Below are 18,551 nucleotides of genomic sequence, written 5' to 3'. Positions count from 1 at the left end.
AGCCGGTTGTCCGGTTCCGGGCGATTGGCGCAGCGGTAGCGCGCTTCCCTGACACGGAAGAGGTCACTGGTTCGATCCCAGTATCGCCCACCACATGGCATCTGCCACAAAATAAGCAGCTCTCCGGAGCTGCTTTTTTCTTGCCCACAATCAGTTTGACAAGTTTGTCACACGCTCCTTGGCATAAGACCAACGGCGGGCTAGGATCGAATGCGGAGGAGCGACCTGGCTCCGCGATTGAAGGGAGGTGCTCGTGGGACTAATTGACGATCTAAAGGTCAAAGCTCAAGGTCTGATCCGCGGCAACGAGCAGGCCATCAAGGACGGCATCGAAAAAACGGGCGACTTTGTCGACTCGAAGACGGGCGGCAAATACGCCGGCCACGTAGATAAGGTCCAGGATGGTGCTTCCACCTTCGTTGATAACGCAAACGGAACGCCAAACGAGAAACCGGCAGGCGAGGTAGTGCCGCCGGTCGAGAAGGCTCCGTAATAAGGATTTGCCAGGCTTTGCCCTGAGCGTCAACGGAGGCGCCGGTCCCGCCGAGAGGCGGCACCGGCGCCTTTGGCGTTTAATGCACCGACATTGAAATCACCCGGCGAATGAGGGGCCGTCGTGTTTACGATGCGTGGCGCTGTAAGGGGGCTATGTCACTTGGCGTGCCTTGGCGCTAGGAAGGCTCGTGGTTCTGGCCTTCACGTGCCAGGGCAGTGAGGCGCGAGACGGCCCGGAAGTACTTTTTCATATAGCCGCCGGTCATCATTTCCTCCGTGAACAGCTTGTCGAAGGGGACCCCGCTGGCCAGGATCGGAACATCCTTGTCGTACAGCCGGTCGGCGAGCACCACGAACCGCAGCGCAACGGCCTGTTCCGTGATGGTTTCCACATCGCGCCAGACAACGCCGTCCACTCCGTCGATGAGCTTGCGGTAGCGGCTCGGGTGGACACCCGCCAGATGCGCAATAAGGGTCTTGAAGTCGTCCTCGGCAACCGTCCTGCCGTCGAACTCGGCTTTCATATGTGAGTGCAGTTCGCTGTTGCGCAGAGGAGACGGCGCTGCCGGAAGGCCGCGGTGCCGGAAGTCTTCGCCGTCGATCCTGATTACGTCGAACTGGTCCGCCAGCACCTGAATCTCCCGCTGGAAGTCGACCGCTGCAAAGCGGCCGTCGCCCAGGGAACCAGGCAGGGTGTTGGAAGTGGCAGCCAGTTTGACCCCGGCGTCAGCGAGCTCGCGCATGAGCCGGGACATCAGGACGGTGTCGCCCGGATCATCCAGCTCGAACTCATCGATGCACACCAGCTTGTAGGCACTCAGCGCTTCCACGGTTTTCCTAAAAGACAGCGCCCCCACGAGGTTGGTGTACTCCACGAAGGTGCCGAAGGCCTTGGGTCCGGGCGAAGCGTGCCACAGAGACGCGAGCAGGTGTGTCTTGCCGACACCGAAGCCGCCGTCGAGGTAGATGCCCGCCTTGGACGCGTCCTTCTTGGCGAAGAGCCTTTTGAAAAGTCCCGCTCCGTCACCGGCCCCCACGCCGCCGGCGAATCCCTCCAGCGCGCGGACAGCGGCCGACTGGCTCGGCTGCGAAGGATCGGGCCGGTAGCTGGCGAAGGACACCTGCCCAAACCTGGGCGACGGGTAGAAACCTTTGAGGAGCTCATCCACCGACACCGCCGGTGTGCGGGTGGCAAGCTTTTCAATCTGTACCAAGGTGGTCCGTTCTGCTGGTGACTTATCCCCAGAAAGGATACCGGCAACGGCGCCGCCGACTATGTGTCGGGTAGGCACCTGCCCGGAAGCCGTGAGGAAGCACACATTTCGTCCTGTTAACGAAGGGAAGCTTTCGCCGCGGCCCGTGGCTAGTGTTGGAGCAGTGACCGACCGGTTCCTTCGGCGGTCTGACGTGACCGTTTCAGTGAAAGGCCATACGAATGTCCTACCCAGTTGAACAGAACGAAAAGTTCGCCGAATACGCCAATCCGGAGCGGCTGGTCTCCACGAAGTGGCTCGCTGCCGCCATCGAGGGCGGGGCCCTCAACAACGGCAAGCTCGTCGTGGTGGAGTCCGACGAAGACGTCCTGCTGTACGAGACCGGGCACATCCCCGGAGCGGTCAAAATTGACTGGCATACGGACCTGAATGATGACGTGACCCGCGACTACGTTGACGGCGAGGCCTTTGCCGCCCTGGCATCAGCCAAGGGCATCTCGCGCGACACCACCGTGGTGATTTACGGCGATAAGTCCAACTGGTGGGCGGCCTACGCCCTGTGGGTCTTCACGCTCTTCGGGCACGAGGATGTCCGCCTGCTTGACGGTGGCCGCGACAAGTGGATCGCGGAAGGCCGAGCGCTGACCACCGACGTGCCGTCCCCTGCTGCAGCTGACTACCCCGTCGTCGAACGCAACGACGCTCCGATCCGTGCGTTCAAGGAAGACGTCCTGGCACACCTCGGCAAGCCGCTGATCGACGTGCGCTCCACCGAGGAGTACACCGGCCAGCGCACCCACATGCCGGCTTACCCGGAGGAAGGCGCCCTCCGCGGCGGCCACATCCCCACCGCCGCGTCCATCCCGTGGGCGCGGGCTGCCGCGGAAGACGGCACCTACCGGACCCGGCCGGAGCTTGAGGCCCTGTATCTGGGCGAAGCCGGGTTGGCGGAAGGCGACGACGTGGTGGCCTACTGCCGCATCGGCGAGCGTTCCAGCCACACCTGGTTCGCCCTCAAGTACCTTCTCGGCTTCGAAACCGTGCGGAACTACGATGGCTCCTGGACGGAATGGGGCAACGCAGTGCGTGTGCCGATCGTCAAGGGTGCCGAGCGCGGTTCAGTCCCTGCAGGCGTCAGGTAAGCCACGTAAGAAAGGGACCGGACGGGGCAAAGCTGCGTAAGCTTGAAGAGATGAGTACTTATGCACTGCCCACCGCGCTGGCGGAAATAGTCGATGACTTCCAGGCCCTGAGCGAGCCCGAAAGGCTCCAGCTGCTGCTGGAGTTTTCCCGCGGCCTGCCCGAACTGCCTGAGCGGCTAAGGGACCACCCGGAACTTCTGGAGCAGGTTGTCGAGTGCCAGTCGCCGCTGTTCCTCACCATTGAGACGGAGAAGAACGACGGCGGTTCGCCCGCCTACCGGCTGTTTTTCAAGGCGCCTCCGGAGGCCCCCACCACGCGGGGCTTCGCGGGAGTGCTCCATGAAGGGCTGGACGGCCTCACAGCTGAGGAAATCCTGGCCGTGCCGGACGACATGCCGGAACTGCTGGGTCTGACCCGGGCCATCACTCCCCTGCGCATGCGCGGGATGACAGCCATGCTGGGGCGGATCAAACGCAAGGTTGCCGCCTCCGCCAGGCTCCACGACTGAGGACGTCGGGCCACAGGTCCAATGGCGCGCAAGAACACGTCACAGGGAACGCCTGCCACAGCCGCACTGGCTGCGGCAGGCGTTTCGTTCACCCTGCACCCCTACAGCCACGATCCCTCTGCAGCCAGTTACGGGCTGGAAGCCGCCGAGGCCCTGGGGATCGATCCGGGACGGGTCTTCAAGACACTCATGGTCGAGGTGGACGGCAGGCTTGCCGTCGGCGTCGTTCCCGTGAGCGGCAGCCTGGACCTGAAGGCCATTGCGGCGGCGCTGGGAAGCAAGAAGGCAGCGATGGCGGACCCGGCCGCGGCTGAACGGCGCACCGGCTACGTCCTGGGCGGCATCTCGCCCCTGGGCCAGCGGCAGTCCTCCCCCACTGTTGTAGACGAAAGCGCCCTCGCCGTGACGAGCATCCTTGTCTCCGGCGGCCGGCGGGGTCTCGACGTCGAACTCGATCCCCGGGACCTGATCCGCCTCACGAAGGCCATTACCGCACCGATCAGCTCGAATAGCACAACCAGTCCCAGGACAAAGAGCGGGACCGCTTAGTCCAGGGGTTCCTGTTCCGCTCCCGGCTTCTGACGGGGTTCCGTTCCCGGATTCGACTGGCCCGGACCCGCCTGTCCTGGACTCGACTGACCCGGATTAAGCCGCGGCGCAAGCTGCTGCTGCAGCCAGGCCTTGACCAGGCTCTCCCAGCGGACTGGATCAACATTCCACTCCTTGGTGTGCCTTGCCTGCTCGAACGCCTCGAACGTGACCATTTCCGGGTTCTTCTCAGCGAGCAGGGCGGACGGCCGGTACGGCACGTATTCGTCGTCGACGCTGTGCAGAATCAGGGTGGGGGTCCGTAGCTCCACGGCCCTGGACACCCAGTCCATTGACTTCAGGTCCACCGGCGCAGCCAGCCCGGTGAGGCGGCGCCCGAGGCGGTGGCCCATCATCAGCTGGCCGTACCTGCCCACGGCGGACGGAATCCTGTTCAATTCGGCGTGGTGTGCCAATACGTTGACCCAGTCGATGACGGGAGCGTCGAGGACCATGGCCCGGATGACATGCCGGTGCTTCGAGAGATCGGCGGTCTGCAGGCAGATGGCGCCGCCCATGGACCAGCCGAACAGCACGACTTCCCTGGCTCCGCCGGCCAGGGCGAAAGCGATGGCGGAGTCGATGTCCCGCCACTCAGTGGATCCGAGGCCATACCTGCCATCCGGTGCCGAAGGTGCCAGTCCGTCATTGCGGTACGAAACCACGAGGCTGGGGAGCCCCAGTTCGTGCGCGACCCGGGCCGCCCGGAGCCCTTCCTGCCGGGTGGCGCCGCGGCCGTGGACCATGATCGCCCAGGTTTCAGCGCCGGGCTCGGCCGGGATCAGCCAGGCGGGGGCCGTTCCGCCCTCGACCCCAATACCGACGTCCTCAAAGGCAAGCCCGACGCCGGACGGATCGGGATAAACAGCACCGCTCCACCAGCCGCGGCGGGCGGTTTCAAGGTTTCCCTGGTACACGGCCTCCACCTCGCGCAGCACCGTGCGCTCAGCCGGCGAGTAGGACACGATCCTGCCGATCCGGGCGTGGCCGTTTCCGCCGTCGAAGAAAAGACTGTAGACGCCGTTCACGGTTGTGTCCGGCGTGGCGGCAAGGATGACCTGCAGTCCCCCGCCGTCCCTGATCACCGCCAGCACTTCCTGGTCCGCCGTGCGCACACGTGCGGGAGTCAGCACGCGCCGGGCAAAGTAGAGCGCCAGTGCCGACGACCCGGCCCCCAGGAGTCCGGCGGCCGCACTGCCAGCAATAATTCCACCCAGGGTCCATTTGGCCCTCAGACTCATCGTGCTGTCCTGCTGGGTGTTGCTGTTCACAGCACTGCTGTTCAGGGCTTTCTTACTGAACAGGGCACTGCTGTTCAGGGCCTTCTTGCTGCCCAGGGCAGTGCTGTTCAGAAGGTCTGCTGCCAGCTGCTTGGCGGCGCCGGAAAGCTGGTTTCGCTGCAGCTTCGCGCCGGCCCGGGAGGAGGAGTCCATGGCTCCATTCTTACCGGAGTAGGAGCCGGAGGCACATCCGGGGACAAATGCATGCAGGCGCGGGTCCGCCGGGCTAGGCTGATGGCATGAGCGATCCAATCGTCATTCTCACAGAAGAGCCGCTGGGTGCGGACGACCGCATCAACATCGAACGACTGGTGGACGGGGGTGACATGCCCCTGGTCGTACTGGTTCCTGCCAACACGGAACGGCATCTGCTCGTGGACTTCCTCGAGAATCTTTCCATGCTGGACATCGCCAAGGCCTTCCGGGAGCTGACGTCCCACGCGCCGGATCCGGAGAAGCAACGTGCTGAGGCGGCGGAGACGCTGTCCGTTTCGCTCAGCGCCCTCGAGGGTGTCGGCGGCGGTGTTTCAGGCGAAATGGTGGATGGCGAAGCCGTTAATGGTCTTGTAGCCAAGGTTAAGGAACTGGGCGCTGCGCAGGCCGTCGTCGTCACGCGGCCGCATGCGGTGGCAGACACCTTCCACACCGACTGGGCCAACAAGGCCCAGGACCGTCTGGGCCTTCCCGTGCTGCACCTGTATGCCGGCTCGGGATTTATCGGGGACTCCTGAACGTTGATGACGCTATGAGCACTCCAGAAAAAGCTGAAAATAACGCAGCCGCACCGGTCGTCCGGAGCGAGGACGAATGGCGCCGGGAACTCACCCCGGAGGAATACCACGTGCTGCGCCAGGCCGGAACTGAACGCCCCTACACAGGTGAATACTGGGATACCCATACAGCGGGCGTCTACCATTGCCGGGCTTGCGGGGCCGAGCTGTTCACGAGCAACGAGAAGTTCGATTCCCACTGCGGCTGGCCGTCCTTCTGGGCGCCGCTGGCAGAGGAGAGGGTCCGCTACATACATGACCGGACCCTCGGAATGGACCGCATCGAAGTGCGGTGCGCAAACTGTGATTCCCACCTCGGGCACGTTTTTGAGGGTGAAGGGTATGGAACGCCCACGGACCAGCGCTACTGCATCAACTCCGTCTCGCTGAAACTGGTCACGGCTGACAGCGCAGACAGCACGCCGGAATCCTGAGGCTGCCTGCCGCTACATCTGGTCTGAGCAAAGCAGCCCTCGAGCCCCACACTTTCTTATGCTTGGTCCTAAAATGGATTAGCGAATCTGGCGGCTTGCTACGCTCGGCGTAGAAAGCTCAGGCAACCAGAAAGGCGACGCCGAACATGACCATTACCGTTACCACCGCCCCTGCCAGGATCTCCGCAGACCACCCGGAATGGCTGCGGCTCAAGGCCTCAACCACGGCTCTGCGGAGCCTGCAGATCCAGGACGGCTCCGTACCGGAACAGACGGACCACGCTGCTGCCGCCGGCCATGTCCTCGCCATCATCGACGCGCTCGAAGCCCTCGCGCCGTCCTTCCCGCACGACGCCCGCTACCTTGATCTCCTCGGCCGCGACTTCACCCGCTGGATGGAGGCGGGGTTCGGCGTTCCGGACTTCCTGGACTCGCTGCTGGCCTTCCGGCCCCAGGAACACCGCGAAAACGGGCTCCAGCACGTGGTGGTCTTTCCCATGTACACCCAGAACGGCAGCAGCAGCCGCCTGGTGGAAGCTGTCCTGATCGACGTGATCTGGCCCGAATTCATTGCCGGACTCGAAGAGGGCCAGTACTCCAACAAGCTGTTCGTTCCCATCCGTTTCCTCGACTTCACCCCGGGGTACGACACCAACTCCGCGGTGCTCTTCCCGGAGACCGTGGCCGTCCGTGAAACTCCGAAGTTCACCTGGGGCGCAATCTTCGCCGACCGTGAGGCCGCACGCTTCCGCCGCGTCCTTCGCGCCGCCGCCGACATCACCGCCCTTGAGCTGCCCGCCGAGGCCGCCCAGCTCCTCGAGGACCAGAAGCTCACGCAGGAAACCTTTGTGATGTGGGACCTGATCCACGACCGCACCCACATGCGCGGCGACCTCCCGTTCGATCCCTTCATGATCAAACAGCGCATGCCGTTCTTCCTGTACTCCCTCGAAGAACTGCGGTGCGACCTCACGGCCTTCCGGGAGTCCGTGAAAATTGAAAAGGACGAAGATGCCGATCCGGAAGCCCGCCGGCACGCGAAACTGGTCCAGTACGCCGTGATCTTCGACCGCATTTTCCGTTTCGCCATCACGGGCAGCCGGGTGCGCAACTACGACGGACTCGGCGGTCAGCTGCTCTTTGCCTGGCTGCACCAGCACCGGGTGCTGCACTGGACCGACAGCCGCCTCAGCATCGACTGGGACGAGGTTGCCGGCGTCGTCATTGAGCTGGGAGACCGGATCGATGAGCTGTACTGGCGTTCGATCGACCGGCCCAAAACCGCCCACTGGCTGGCCGCCTACGAACTCATCGCGGGAACGCTCACGCCCAACCCGGCCTCGGCATGGGCCAAGGGACCGGGAGCTCTCCCCCTGGACGGGCCGCCCCGCGGCCTGACGGACCAGGTGCTGGATGACGAGTTCCCGTTGTCCATGTTCTATGAGGCGCTGGAAAAGAAGATGCGGGCCGTGATCGAGTCGACCGCCGGCATCACCGGATCATCGGACTCGGCCCGCCCCGGCCCTGCCGCCACAAGGATGACCGCCGGATGACCGAACGCAGCATCCCCAACGTCCTGGTCACCGGCGGGAGCGGCCCGTCGGGCATCGCGGTGGCGCATGCCCTGGCGCAGGCTGGCTTCGCGGTCTACACCGTGGGGTCGGACAGGGACCGGATCGAGGCAGCAGCGGCGAAGGCCGGCACCGGCGTCACGCCGTTCACCTGCGATCTCGCCAACCTGCCTGCCGTCCGCGAACTCCACGAAGCCCTCGCCCGGACGGCGGGCAGGATCGACGGCGTCATCCACCTGGTGGGCGGCTGGCGCGGGGCCTCGGGCATTACCGACCAAAGCGACGAGGACTGGGATTTCCTGGAGCGCACCGCCGTAACGACTCTGCGGAACGTGACCCGCGTGTTCTACGACGACCTCGCGGCCTCCGAAAACGGCCGGTTCGCCATGGTGTCCTCGACGGCGGTCGCCGCACCCTCCGCCGCCGTTGCCAGCTATGCAGCGGCAAAGGCCGCTGCCGAGGCCTGGACCATGGCGGTCGCGGACGGCTTCCGGCGGGACCAGTCCGCCGAGCAGCACAGCGCCGCCGTCGTCCTCGTGGCCAAGGCGCTCGTGGACGCCGACAAGCGAAGCCGCCATCCGGAACGCACGTTCCCCGGCTACACCGACGTCGAAGACCTGGCCGCCGTCGTCGTCGGCCTGTTCGGAAAACCCGCCGCTGAACTGAACGGCCAGCGGATGCTGCTGACCCAATGACCGCAGGCATGCCCGGCCCGAACTCCCTAGACTGAAAGCGTGACCAAACCGATGACTACCACTGTTGAAACGGCCGGCAACGGCACCATGCCCAGGCTGCACGACGCGTCTGTCCGGGGCTTCGCCTCCGACAACTACTCCGGCGTGCATCCCGAGGTGCTGGCTGCCCTGGCGGCCGCCAACGAGGGCCACCAGGTGTCCTATGGCGAAGACGAATACACCGCCCGGCTCCAGGAGCTGATGGAGCAGCACTTCGGTGCAGGCATCGAGTGCTTCCCGGTGTTCAACGGAACCGGCGCCAACGTGCTGTCGCTGCAGTCACTGCTCCCCCGCTGGGGCGCGGTGATCTGTGCATCAACGGCCCATATCAACATGGACGAAAACGGCGCCCCGGAGCGCATCGGCGGCATCAAGCTGCTTCAGGTGCCCACGCCGCACGGCAAGCTGACTCCGGAACTCATCGACAGCGAAGCCTGGGGCTGGGGTGACGAGCACCGTGCCCAGCCGCTTGCCGTCTCCATCACCCAGACCACCGAGCTGGGCACGTGCTACACGCCGGAGGAGGTGCGCGCCATTGCCGAACATGTCCATGCCAAGGGCATGAAACTGCACATGGACGGCGCGCGGCTCGCCAATGCCGCAGCGCACCTGGGCGTTCCGCTGCGAACCTTCACCCGTGAGGCCGGCGTGGATATCCTCTCCTTCGGTGGCACCAAGAACGGGCTGCTGTTTGGCGAAGTGGTGGTTGCACTGAATCCGGAAGCCGCCCACGGCCTCCTCTTCCTGCGGAAAATGAACATGCAGTTGGCCTCCAAGATGCGCTTCCTGTCCGCCCAGTTCATTGCCCTGCTGGAAGGCGACCTGTGGCTGCGTTCCGCCGCGCATGCGAATGCGATGGCCGCCAGGCTTCGCGCCGGTGTCGAGTCCATTCCGGGCATCGAACTGAGCCAGAAGACCGAATCCAACGGCGTTTTTGCCATCCTGCCCGAAGGCGTGGCAGACAGGCTGCGGAAGTCCTTTCGCTTCTATGACTGGAACGAAGCCGCCCGCGAAGTCCGCTGGATGTGTTCCTTTGACACCAGTGAGGAGGACGTGGACGCGTTCGTCGCGGCCATCAAAAGGGAATTGGCCGCTGGCTAGGTTCTGCCGGATGACGCAGTCAGCTTCCGGAAACCGGACCGGATTGCGGGGGCCGGATTCCACGGACCGACGGCGAGCCTGCGGCATTTGGCCGGTCCCATTGCGTACCATGCGATTGTGAACGCACTTGCCCAGGTTCCCGCGGATTTTCTTTACGCCTTGGGAACGCTCCGGAAAGCACGATGCCGCAGCGAGCTGCGCCTGAACGAGATCCCGGCGCCCTCACGGCTGGCGCCGTTCGCCGTGGCGCTCGGCGCCGAGGTCATCGGTGCGAGCAGCCGCAGCAGCGGGTATCCAGCCCTGCACGGTCCGGCGGCCATGGCCCTTGCCCACTCCACTGCCGGGAACGACACCGACGGCGACGAACTCGCCACTGGCCGCTTCATCCTGCTGCACGACCCCGACGGCTCCGCCGTCTGGGACGGTGAGTTCCGGATCGTGACCTACATCCGGGCCCAGCTGGAAGCGGAGATGGGCAACGACGAAATGCTCGGTTCGGTCGCCTGGACGTGGCTTGTGGAAGCCCTCGAAACGCACCGGGCGCCGTACCGGGCCGCGGGCGGCACCGCGACCCGCGTGCTCTCCGAAAGTTTCGGCACCCTGTCCGACAGGCCGGGATCGATCGATATTGAACTCCGGGCGTCGTGGACCCCGGCGGGCGCCGACGTGCAGGCCCACCTTGAGGCCTGGTCCGACATGGTGTGCACGTTCGCGGGGCTTCCGCCGCTCCCCGACGGTGTCTCCGCCCTCCCCCGCAGGCGCAGGAACTAGCGGCTCCCGGCGCTGCCGGCTCCGCCCGGCAGCGTGCTGCCGGTAAACTAGGGTCATCATGACCCCTCAAAATTCGGAAAACACCACAGCCGGCGCTCCGGCTGCTGAAACCACACCCCATATCTCGGTGGAGGGGTTCGACAGCCGCGTCCCCGTCATCATCGACCTCGACTCCCCGCGGGACGGCGTGCCGCTTGTCATTGAGACCCAGTCAGGACTGGAACGCTGCGCTGCGGCGATTGCGGCCGGAACCGGCCCGGCGGGAGTTGATGCGGAGCGGGCCTCGGGTTTCCGGTACGGCCAACGGGCCTTCCTGGTCCAGATTCGGCGCGAAGGATCGGGCACCTGGCTCATCGATCCTGAGCCCTTTGATGATCTTCGCATCATCAACGACGCACTCGACGGCGTGGAATGGATCCTGCATGCGGCCAGCCAGGACCTTCCCTGCCTTTCCGAGCTCGGCATGTGGCCGGACAAGCTGTTCGACACAGAGCTCGCCGCCCGCCTGGCCGGGCTTCCACGCGTGGGACTTGCGGCGGTCATCGAGCAACTCCTCGGCTTTGGCCTCGCGAAAGAGCATTCGGCAGCCGACTGGTCCACCCGCCCGCTGCCTGAACCCTGGCTGCGCTACGCGGCCCTCGACGTCGAAGTCCTGACGGAGCTGCGCGAGGAACTCGTCGAGCTGCTCGAGGCGGACGGCAAACTCGAATTCGCGGAACAGGAATTCGCTGCCATCCTTGCAGCCGGACTGGCCCCGCCGAGGATCGACCCCTGGCGCAAAACGTCGGGGCTCCACCAGATCCGGGACCGCCGCCAGCTGGCCGCGGTCCGCGAGATGTGGCTTGAACGCGATGCCCTGGCCCAGAAGCGGGACGTCGCGCCGGGCCGCCTCATTCCCGATTCCTCCCTCGTAGCTGCCGCCAAGGCAATGCCGGCCACCGTGCCGCAACTGCTGGGCACGAAGGGCTTCCACGGCAGGGCAGCCCAGCGCGAGGCACCGCGCTGGCTCCGCTGCATCGCCACCGCCCGTGCGCTGGAGGACCTTCCCCCGCTGCACCTTGCCACCAATGCACCGCCACCGCCAAGGGTCTGGGCTGACCGCGACCTTGCTGCCGCGGAAAGGCTGTCCACCGCACGCCCGCTGCTGCAGGCCAAGGCCGAGGAGTTGAATCTTCCGCTGGAGAACCTGCTGACGCCGGACTACCTGCGGCGGATCGCCTGGCGCCCCCCGGCCGAGATCACCGAAGCCGCCGTCGCTGGAGAACTCCGGGAGCTGGGAGCGAGGCCCTGGCAGGTCGAGCTGGTGACGCCGCTGATTACAGCGGCGTTCCTCAATCCGCAGCCGCTGCCGCCGAAGGAAGCCAAGGAGCCGAAGGCCTGAATCTGCCGCTCCTTGCACACTAAGTTACTGGCAAGTAACATTGGGCTCACTGACGCCCGGATCCTTGATGACCTGTGACCAGGATCCGGCACCAACGTCTCAATGAGGAGCAGCACGTGAGCCAACACCGAAGCAGCGGAAACCAACGCGCTGTCCGCGACGTCGTCTTCGTGGACGGCGTGCGGACGCCTTTCGGCCGGGCCGGTGAGAAGGGCATCTACGCCGGCATGCGTGCAGATGACCTGGCGGTCAAATGCATCCGCGAACTAATGCGCCGCAACCCGGAACTGCCCGCCGACCGCATCGATGAAGTGGCCGTCGCAGCAACAACCCAGACGGGTGACCAGGGCCTGACCATTGGCCGGACGGCTGCCCTGCTTGCGGGGCTGCCCCGAACCGTTCCCGGCTTTGCCATAGACCGCATGTGTGCCGGTGCCATGACGGCAGTCACCACGACGGCCGGCGGCATCGCCTTCGGCGCCTACGACGTCGTCATTGCCGGCGGGGTGGAGCACATGGGCAACCACCCGATGGGCGAGGGCGCCGACCCCAACCCGCGGTTCATGTCCGAGCGGCTCGTGGACCCGGCCGCCCTCAACATGGGCAACACGGCCGAAAACCTGCACGACCGATTCCCTGCCATCACGAAGAACCGGGCCGACGCGTACGCGATGGCCTCCCAGCACAAGCTGCAGGCCGCCTACGGCACAGGAGAGATTCAGCGGGACCTTGTTCCTGTGGCCACCATGAAGCCCGGCCAGGGCTGGACCGTCAATACTGCAGACGAACCGCCCCGCCCGGGCACCACCCTTGAAGACCTTGCCGCATTGAAGACCCCTTTCCGTGCCCACGGCCGCGTGACCGCAGGCAATGCCGCGGGACTGAACGACGGCGCCACTGCAGCCTTGCTGGCGTCCTCCGATACCGCCGCTGAACTGGGACTGTCCGTCAAGATGAGGCTGGTCAGTTATGCCTACGCTGGTGTAGAACCTGAAGTCATGGGCATCGGACCCGTACCGTCAACCGAGAAGGCCCTCGCGAAGGCCGGCCTGACGATCGGCGACATCGGCCTGTTCGAAATCAACGAGGCGTTTGCCGTCCAGGTCCTGAGCTTCCTGGACCATTTTGGGATCGCCGACGACGACCCCCGGGTCAACCGTTACGGCGGCGCCATTGCGGTGGGGCACCCCCTCGCCTCCTCGGGAATCCGGCTCATGACCCAGCTGGCCCGCCAGTTCGAGGAGGATCCCACCGTCCGCTACGGCATCACGGCCATGTGCGTCGGCCTCGGCATGGGCGCCACTGTCATCTGGGAAAATCCACACCATGCCGACTACAGCGGTACCGACATCGAAACAGCAGGAGCCGTAGCATGAGCGCCGCAGAATTCAGCAAACTTGCCGATCTTTTCCCCGACGAGACCGTCACCCACTCCTACGTGCAGGACATCGAACTGCCGGCAACCCCAGGCGGGGCAGGCGGAGGCACATTCGCGCTCATTACCCTCGACAACGGGCTGGACCATTCCAGGCCCACCACACTGGGACCCAACACCCTCGTGGAGCTGGGCACTGTGCTCGAAGGTCTTCGCGACCGCGCGGCAAAGGGCGAGATCGTCGGCGCCGGAGTAATGGGCAAGCCGCATTTTCTGGTGGCCGGCGCCGATCTGTCCACGGTGAAATCGCTTGCCACCCGCGAGCATGGCCTCTGGATGGCGCAGTTGGGGCACGAGGTCTATGCCACGCTGGCCAACCTCGGCGTTCCATGCTTCGCCTTCATCAACGGCCTGGCCTTGGGCGGCGGGCTGGAAATAGCCTTGCAATCGACGTACCGCACGGTATCGGAGGGCGCTGGCGCGCTGGCCCTGCCGGAAGCATTCATCGGGCTGGTCCCTGGCTGGGGCGGCGTCTACCTGCTTCCGCGGCTCATCGGCCCGGAAAACGCCGTCAAGGTGATGATCGAAAACCCGCTCAGTAACAACCGCACGCTGTCCGGGCCGGAAGCGTACGAGCTGGGCATCGCCGATGCCTTGTTTGAACCCGCCGACTTCGTCGAGCAGTCTGTCGCCTGGGCCGCGAAAGTCATCTCCGGCGAGGTCACACCGGAACGCCCCAACGCCGTCGACCCGTCCGATCCGGAGGTTGCCGGCCGCTGGGCGGCGGCAGTGGCGGCCGGCCGCGCCTTCGTGGAATCCAAAACCTCCAATGCGTCTCCGGCGCCGGCCAAGGTGCTGGACATCATGGAGTCCAACCGGACCCTGTCCCAGGCAGACTCTGCGGCCCTGGAATGCGAAACCCTGGCCGGTCTCATGCAGACGGACGAATTCCGCTCCACGGTCTACGCTTTCCTGGACCTCGTGCAGAAAAGGTCCAAGCGTCCCGCAGGAGCACCAGACCGCAAGCTTGCACGCCCCGTGACGAAGGTCGGCGTGGTGGGTGCCGGACTGATGGCCAGCCAGCTGGCCCTGCTGTTTGCGCGCCAGCTCAAGGTTCCCGTCGTCATGACCGACATCGACCAGGACCGCGTGGACAAGGGCGTGGGCTACGTCCACGCAGAAGTGGAGAAGCTGCTCGGCAAGAACCGGATCAGCCAGGATGCCGCGAACCGGACCAAGGCGCTCGTGACCGGGTCGGTCTCCAAGGATCCGTTCGCAGATGCTGATTTCGTGATCGAGGCGGTCTTTGAGGAACTGAACGTCAAGAAGCAGGTCTTCGCCGAACTGGAGGCGGTGGTCTCCCCCGAGTGCATCCTCGCCACCAATACGTCCTCGCTGTCCGTGACGGCCATGGCGGAGGACCTGCAGCACCCTGAGCGGCTGGTCGGTTTCCACTTCTTCAACCCCGTGGCTGTCATGCCGCTGGTGGAGGTGGTCCGGGCGCCGAAGACCGACGACGCCGTGCTGGCCACCGCCTTTGAGCTCGCCAAGGGGCTGAAGAAGACCGCCGTACTGGTCAAGGATGCCCCGGCCTTCGTGGTCAACCGAATCCTCCTGCGGCTCATGGGCGAAGTCACAGCTGCCTTCGATGAGGGCACGCCCGCGGACGTTGCCGACAACGCCCTGCGGCCGATGGGTCTGCCCATGACGCCGTTCGCCCTCGGCGCGATGGTGGGGCTGCCGGTGGCACAGCACGTGCAGGAGTCACTCCATGCCGCCTTTGGAGACCGCTTCCGGGTTTCGCAGAATCTGCAGAAGCTGATCGACAACGGAGTGAAATCGCTCTGGGTTCCTACCGCCGAAGGTGGCCGGGAGATTCCCGCGTCCACGCTTGCGCTGATGTCGTTCGGTTCCTCGCCGTCGACCGGGGAGGAAGTCCTTCGCCGGACGCAGAATGCCCTCGCCGAGGAAATCGGCCTGATGCTGGACGAGGGCGTGGTGGCCGGGCCGGAGGACATTGACCTCTGCATGATTCTGGGCGCAGGCTGGCCGATGTTCCTGGGCGGCATCACGCCCTACCTGGACCGGGTGGGCGCGTCCGAGCGGGTCAACGGCAAGCGATTCCTGCCCCCGGGCGTTGCCTCCCGGCCATAAATCAGCCGAAGCCGCACTGCTGGACGGTGCCGTCCCGTCATGCCCGTAGCGTGATGGGATGGCACCGCTGCGGCCCGCGGCAGGGCGTTGTCAGGAGTTGTCTGGTGCGATGGAGTGGGGCTGCAGCCGAGCGGCCAGTTCCCCTCGGCTGCGCACGCCCATCTTGGAAAACACCGATTCACATGGTCTTGCACGGTATTCGGGGTGACGGAAAGGTGCGTGGCAATATGCGTTGCCGCATGTCCGGCTATCACTTCATGGCAGACCTCACGTTCGCGGGGTGACAGCCCGTCGACGAGGAGCATGCCGATGAGCTGCTCACCGGCCACAGGATGAACCCCCGCAACCTGGAGGAGGGCGACGTCGGGTCGCACTGCACATTGCTCGCTATGGGAAACGGCGGCGCACAGAATGGGGTCATCTTCAACCAGTTGGTATACCCGAGCCCCCAGTCTGCGTTCCCGAATCGACAAGCGGCGAAAGTGTGGATGGCCACCAAGCAGTACGCTCAGCTCAAGGCCCTCATAATGAGCCTGAAATACTCCTAGCGATGGGCGGCCCACCGCCCATCGCTGCTATCGCAACTGGATGAGACCAGCATTCGTTGGACGGAAGCCGCACGCATCAAAATAGAAACTCTTCAGGTGATCGTCGAAGTCCACATGAAGCCATTCGCAGCCCGCCGCCCTGGACTGTTCCGTGGCTACGGCGACGAGCCGTTTCCCGACGCCCTGGCGGCGCGCTCGATGTGCCACCAGTGTGTCTTCGATGAATGCATGCACCTGGCCGTCCCAAATCACGTTGAGGAAGCCCACGAGACCTTCATCGTCGCGCGCCGTGACCCACCCCAGGCTGAAGCGCGAGAGCAGGTCGATCCAATCTTCTTCAACGTATGCGTGCTCAAAGCCCTCCGCGTGCAGCAGGTTAATTTCCTGGTTTCTAACCGCGCCACGCCATTCAAAAGTGATCGTCATGCTGGACAGCATTGCAGATGCCCTCGCAGCTAAGCCCGCACGACAAGATCAAGAGCGCAACCTGCCCAGTCACACGTCGAAGGCTGATCGGAAAGCAGCCAATGCCGTATCGCCCGCTTCCGCGCCCTGGCCGCCGGAAGCACCCGCTTCGAGGCCAACGACGCCGGAGTATCCCGCATCCTTCAGCGCCGAGGCCACTGCGCGGTAGTTGATCTCCCCCGTGCCGGGTTCGAACCGGCCCGGAACGTCGGCCACCTGGATCTCACCGATCCAAGGCAGGGCGGCTCCCACCAGTTCGATGAGATTCCCCTCCCCGATCTGGGCATGATAGAGGTCCAGCATCATCTTCACGTTTGGGTGATCAACCGCCGAGACAAGAGCCAGGGTGTCCTTGGCGCGCGCCAACGGTATGCCGGGATGGTCCACTACGGTGTTCAGGTTTTCCAACGCAAACGTCACGTCATGCTTCTCACCGAGGACCGCGAGGCGCTCAAGCGTGCGCAGTCCAGTCAGCCACATCCCGCCCGTGGAGCGGTGCAGCGGTCGGACCGCCTTGCCTCCCTCTCCCAGCTCGGCCGGGTGGACCACCATCCGTTCGACACCCAGCTCCAAAGCAGTCGGAATGAGTTTCTCTGCCGACGCCAGCACTTCGTCGGCGCCCTCGGGGTCGATGAGGCTTCCGCCGAAGTAACCGCTCATCGACGAAAACCGGGCCCCGGTGGCCGCGAGGGCCGCTACGTCCTGTCCCCGCGTGTCCCAGAGCTCAACCTCGAAGTCCTGTCCGCTGATGCGGCGGACGCGCTCGATCAAGGGCAACTCGCCGTAGACCATTTCAGCGCAGACAGCCAGGCGGAAGCTCATGCGCCCTCCCCCACAGCGTGCAGTTCCCGCTCGGCTGCCTGCAAAGCCGCAATCGAGGAGACGTCCACCGGCTGCCCGGTTTCGGCAGAGCGTGCCGCAGCCAAAGCCACCGCAAGGGCGTTGCGTGCATCTGCCCAGCCCGGGCCCGGCGTTCCCTTGGCCTCAACGCCGTCACGGCGTGCTTTGACTGCATCGGCAAAGTGCGCCACTTCCGCGGTGTAGGCGTCGTGGAAGAGATCAACGTTCAGTCGCACTGTGGCGGTGCCCATGCCGCCTGCGGTGTAGCCCGTCGCGCTGGTGGCCTGAGGACCGCCCGCCGTCACCATGCCCCCGGATCCAAATACTTCACCGCGCACGTCATAGCCGTACAAAGCGTTAAAGTTCGCCTCGGCCACCGCGATGGCGCCGTTGCTGTACGTGACAGTCACAACCGCTGTATCCAACAGCCCTCCGGCCTTCGCCTCCGGCGCAACCAGCGTGTCGGCAACGGCGTGGACGCGGACGGGAACTGCCCCGGGATTCAGCCAATTCAGCGTATCGAAATCGTGGATCAGCGTTTCCAGGAAGATGGTGTTCGGCGGGATGCGCTCCGGATTGGCGATTCCTGCCTCGGTGCCCGGATCGCGGGTCAGTGACCGCAGCAGCTGGGGGGTTCCCACCACGCCGTCGTCAATAAGCTTCCGGGCCGCTGCGAAATCGGCAGCATACCGCCGATTGAAACCAAACTGGACGATCACTCCGGCCGCCTCGGCCTCCGCCATGGCATCATCAAGTTCCTCAACCGTGCGGCCGCCGGGCTTCTCGCAGAACACGTCCTTGCCCGCCCGCGCCGCAGCGGCGATGAGGCTGGAATGGAAGCGTGCCGGGGCCGCTATCAGGATGGCATCCACCTCCGGGTCGCTGATGACGTCCGCGGGATCGGTGCTGATCTTGCTGACACCCAGCCTGCTGGCCAGCGCCTCGACGGCGGGCAGGGCAGGATCCGCGATGGCCTCAAGGCGGGCATTGGGAATCCGCCGGGCAACAGACTCGGCGTGGAAGCTGCCGATCCAGCCTGCACCGACCACAGCGATTCGGACTGGCCGGTCTTCACTGACCGGATGCTGAAGGTAACTCATGATCACTCCTGGAATAGGCCTTCTAGATCGTTCTAGTCCGACAATGGTGGCATCTCTCTGGCCTCCTGTCTAGATCGTT

At 64.9% G+C, this 18,551-nt stretch carries 19 protein-coding genes and 1 tRNA gene; 14 read left to right on the top strand and 6 right to left on the bottom strand.

Annotated elements, in window-relative coordinates; translation table 11 throughout:
• Positions 1 to 18 precede the first annotated feature (18 nt).
• Both J7E80_RS12475 and J7E80_RS12470 read left to right on the top strand, forming a co-directional pair.
• A tRNA-Val gene (locus tag J7E80_RS12475) sits at positions 19 to 93 on the top strand.
• Positions 94 to 253: 160 nt separating this feature from the next.
• Positions 254 to 493 (top strand): antitoxin, encoded by a 240-nt coding sequence (locus J7E80_RS12470; RefSeq protein ID WP_215051967.1) that lies wholly within the window; start codon positions 254 to 256, stop codon positions 491 to 493.
• A 178-nt stretch (positions 494 to 671) separates the two neighbouring features.
• On the opposite strand, the gene zapE is transcribed toward J7E80_RS12470, so the two are convergent.
• On the bottom strand, positions 672 to 1,709 hold the full coding sequence (gene zapE / locus J7E80_RS12465) for a cell division protein ZapE (RefSeq protein WP_215051965.1): 1,038 nt from the start codon (positions 1,707 to 1,709) through the stop codon (positions 672 to 674).
• A 221-nt stretch (positions 1,710 to 1,930) separates the two neighbouring features.
• On the opposite strand from zapE, the gene J7E80_RS12460 reads away from it, so the two are divergent.
• From J7E80_RS12460 to ybaK, 3 genes are read left to right on the top strand one after another with little or no spacing between them, the layout of a single operon-like run.
• The gene (locus J7E80_RS12460) at positions 1,931 to 2,851 is read left to right on the top strand and encodes a sulfurtransferase (RefSeq protein ID WP_215051963.1); all 921 of its coding nucleotides are present in this window, start codon (positions 1,931 to 1,933) and stop codon (positions 2,849 to 2,851) included.
• Positions 2,852 to 2,901: 50 nt separating this feature from the next.
• Complete coding sequence (locus tag J7E80_RS12455; RefSeq protein ID WP_215051962.1) at positions 2,902 to 3,360, top strand: SufE family protein; 459 nt, start codon at positions 2,902 to 2,904, stop codon at positions 3,358 to 3,360.
• Between the two features lie 21 nt (positions 3,361 to 3,381).
• Complete coding sequence (ybaK, locus tag J7E80_RS12450) at positions 3,382 to 3,909, top strand: Cys-tRNA(Pro) deacylase (protein WP_215051960.1); 528 nt, start codon at positions 3,382 to 3,384, stop codon at positions 3,907 to 3,909.
• Here ybaK and J7E80_RS12445 read toward each other — a convergent pair.
• The gene (locus tag J7E80_RS12445) at positions 3,906 to 5,189 is read right to left on the bottom strand and encodes a S9 family peptidase (RefSeq protein WP_215052167.1); all 1,284 of its coding nucleotides are present in this window, start codon (positions 5,187 to 5,189) and stop codon (positions 3,906 to 3,908) included. The genes ybaK and J7E80_RS12445 overlap by 4 nt on opposite strands.
• A 278-nt stretch (positions 5,190 to 5,467) precedes the next feature.
• Between J7E80_RS12445 and J7E80_RS12440 the strand changes: the two genes are divergently transcribed.
• From J7E80_RS12440 to J7E80_RS12400, 9 genes are all read left to right on the top strand, one after another.
• Entirely contained in the window at positions 5,468 to 5,959 is a 492-nt protein-coding gene (locus J7E80_RS12440; RefSeq protein WP_215051958.1) for a hypothetical protein, read from the top strand.
• A 14-nt stretch (positions 5,960 to 5,973) separates the two neighbouring features.
• Positions 5,974 to 6,432, top strand: coding sequence for a peptide-methionine (R)-S-oxide reductase MsrB (gene msrB / locus J7E80_RS12435; protein WP_215051956.1), 459 nt, complete (start codon positions 5,974 to 5,976; stop codon positions 6,430 to 6,432).
• Between the two features lie 146 nt (positions 6,433 to 6,578).
• Positions 6,579 to 7,985: a DUF6421 family protein gene (locus J7E80_RS12430; protein WP_215051955.1), complete on the top strand. Its 1,407-nt coding sequence runs from the start codon at positions 6,579 to 6,581 to the stop codon at positions 7,983 to 7,985.
• Complete coding sequence (locus J7E80_RS12425; protein WP_215051953.1) at positions 7,982 to 8,698, top strand: SDR family oxidoreductase; 717 nt, start codon at positions 7,982 to 7,984, stop codon at positions 8,696 to 8,698. Before J7E80_RS12430 ends, J7E80_RS12425 begins: the two co-directional genes overlap by 4 nt.
• Before the next feature lie 51 nt (positions 8,699 to 8,749).
• The gene (locus J7E80_RS12420) at positions 8,750 to 9,838 is read left to right on the top strand and encodes a low specificity L-threonine aldolase (protein ID WP_215052165.1); all 1,089 of its coding nucleotides are present in this window, start codon (positions 8,750 to 8,752) and stop codon (positions 9,836 to 9,838) included.
• A 114-nt stretch (positions 9,839 to 9,952) separates the two neighbouring features.
• Positions 9,953 to 10,609: a DUF3000 domain-containing protein gene (locus J7E80_RS12415; RefSeq protein WP_215052163.1), complete on the top strand. Its 657-nt coding sequence runs from the start codon at positions 9,953 to 9,955 to the stop codon at positions 10,607 to 10,609.
• Positions 10,610 to 10,667: 58 nt separating this feature from the next.
• Positions 10,668 to 11,990 carry an HRDC domain-containing protein gene (locus J7E80_RS12410; RefSeq protein WP_215051952.1) on the top strand — a complete coding sequence of 441 codons (1,323 nt, stop codon included), beginning with the start codon at positions 10,668 to 10,670 and terminating at the stop codon, positions 11,988 to 11,990.
• 116 nt (positions 11,991 to 12,106) lie between these two features.
• Positions 12,107 to 13,366: an acetyl-CoA C-acyltransferase gene (locus J7E80_RS12405; RefSeq protein ID WP_215051945.1), complete on the top strand. Its 1,260-nt coding sequence runs from the start codon at positions 12,107 to 12,109 to the stop codon at positions 13,364 to 13,366.
• Positions 13,363 to 15,519, top strand: coding sequence for a 3-hydroxyacyl-CoA dehydrogenase NAD-binding domain-containing protein (locus tag J7E80_RS12400; protein ID WP_215051944.1), 2,157 nt, complete (start codon positions 13,363 to 13,365; stop codon positions 15,517 to 15,519). Before J7E80_RS12405 ends, J7E80_RS12400 begins: the two co-directional genes overlap by 4 nt.
• Here the strand turns inward: J7E80_RS12400 and J7E80_RS24625 are convergent.
• The 4 genes from J7E80_RS24625 to J7E80_RS12380 all read right to left on the bottom strand — a co-directional run bounded on the left by J7E80_RS24625 (position 15,441) and on the right by J7E80_RS12380 (position 18,472).
• On the bottom strand, positions 15,441 to 15,824 hold the full coding sequence (locus J7E80_RS24625) for a LuxR C-terminal-related transcriptional regulator (RefSeq protein ID WP_396020770.1): 384 nt from the start codon (positions 15,822 to 15,824) through the stop codon (positions 15,441 to 15,443). The two genes, J7E80_RS12400 and J7E80_RS24625, sit on opposite strands and share 79 nt — an antisense overlap.
• Before the next feature lie 270 nt (positions 15,825 to 16,094).
• Complete coding sequence (locus tag J7E80_RS12390; RefSeq protein ID WP_215051940.1) at positions 16,095 to 16,493, bottom strand: GNAT family N-acetyltransferase; 399 nt, start codon at positions 16,491 to 16,493, stop codon at positions 16,095 to 16,097.
• A gap of 69 nt (positions 16,494 to 16,562) precedes the next feature.
• On the bottom strand, positions 16,563 to 17,354 hold the full coding sequence (locus J7E80_RS12385; RefSeq protein WP_215051939.1) for a TIM barrel protein: 792 nt from the start codon (positions 17,352 to 17,354) through the stop codon (positions 16,563 to 16,565).
• Positions 17,351 to 18,472, bottom strand: coding sequence for a Gfo/Idh/MocA family oxidoreductase (locus J7E80_RS12380; RefSeq protein WP_215051938.1), 1,122 nt, complete (start codon positions 18,470 to 18,472; stop codon positions 17,351 to 17,353). The genes J7E80_RS12385 and J7E80_RS12380 overlap by 4 nt, the downstream gene beginning before the upstream one ends.
• Positions 18,473 to 18,551: the final 79 nt, after the last annotated feature.

It is taken from the genome of Arthrobacter sp. ISL-28 (assembly GCF_018613875.1).
Lineage (GTDB): Bacteria > Actinomycetota > Actinomycetes > Actinomycetales > Micrococcaceae > Arthrobacter.
Note: the sequence above shows the minus strand (reverse complement) of the source record. Positions and strands in the feature narration are given on the sequence as shown.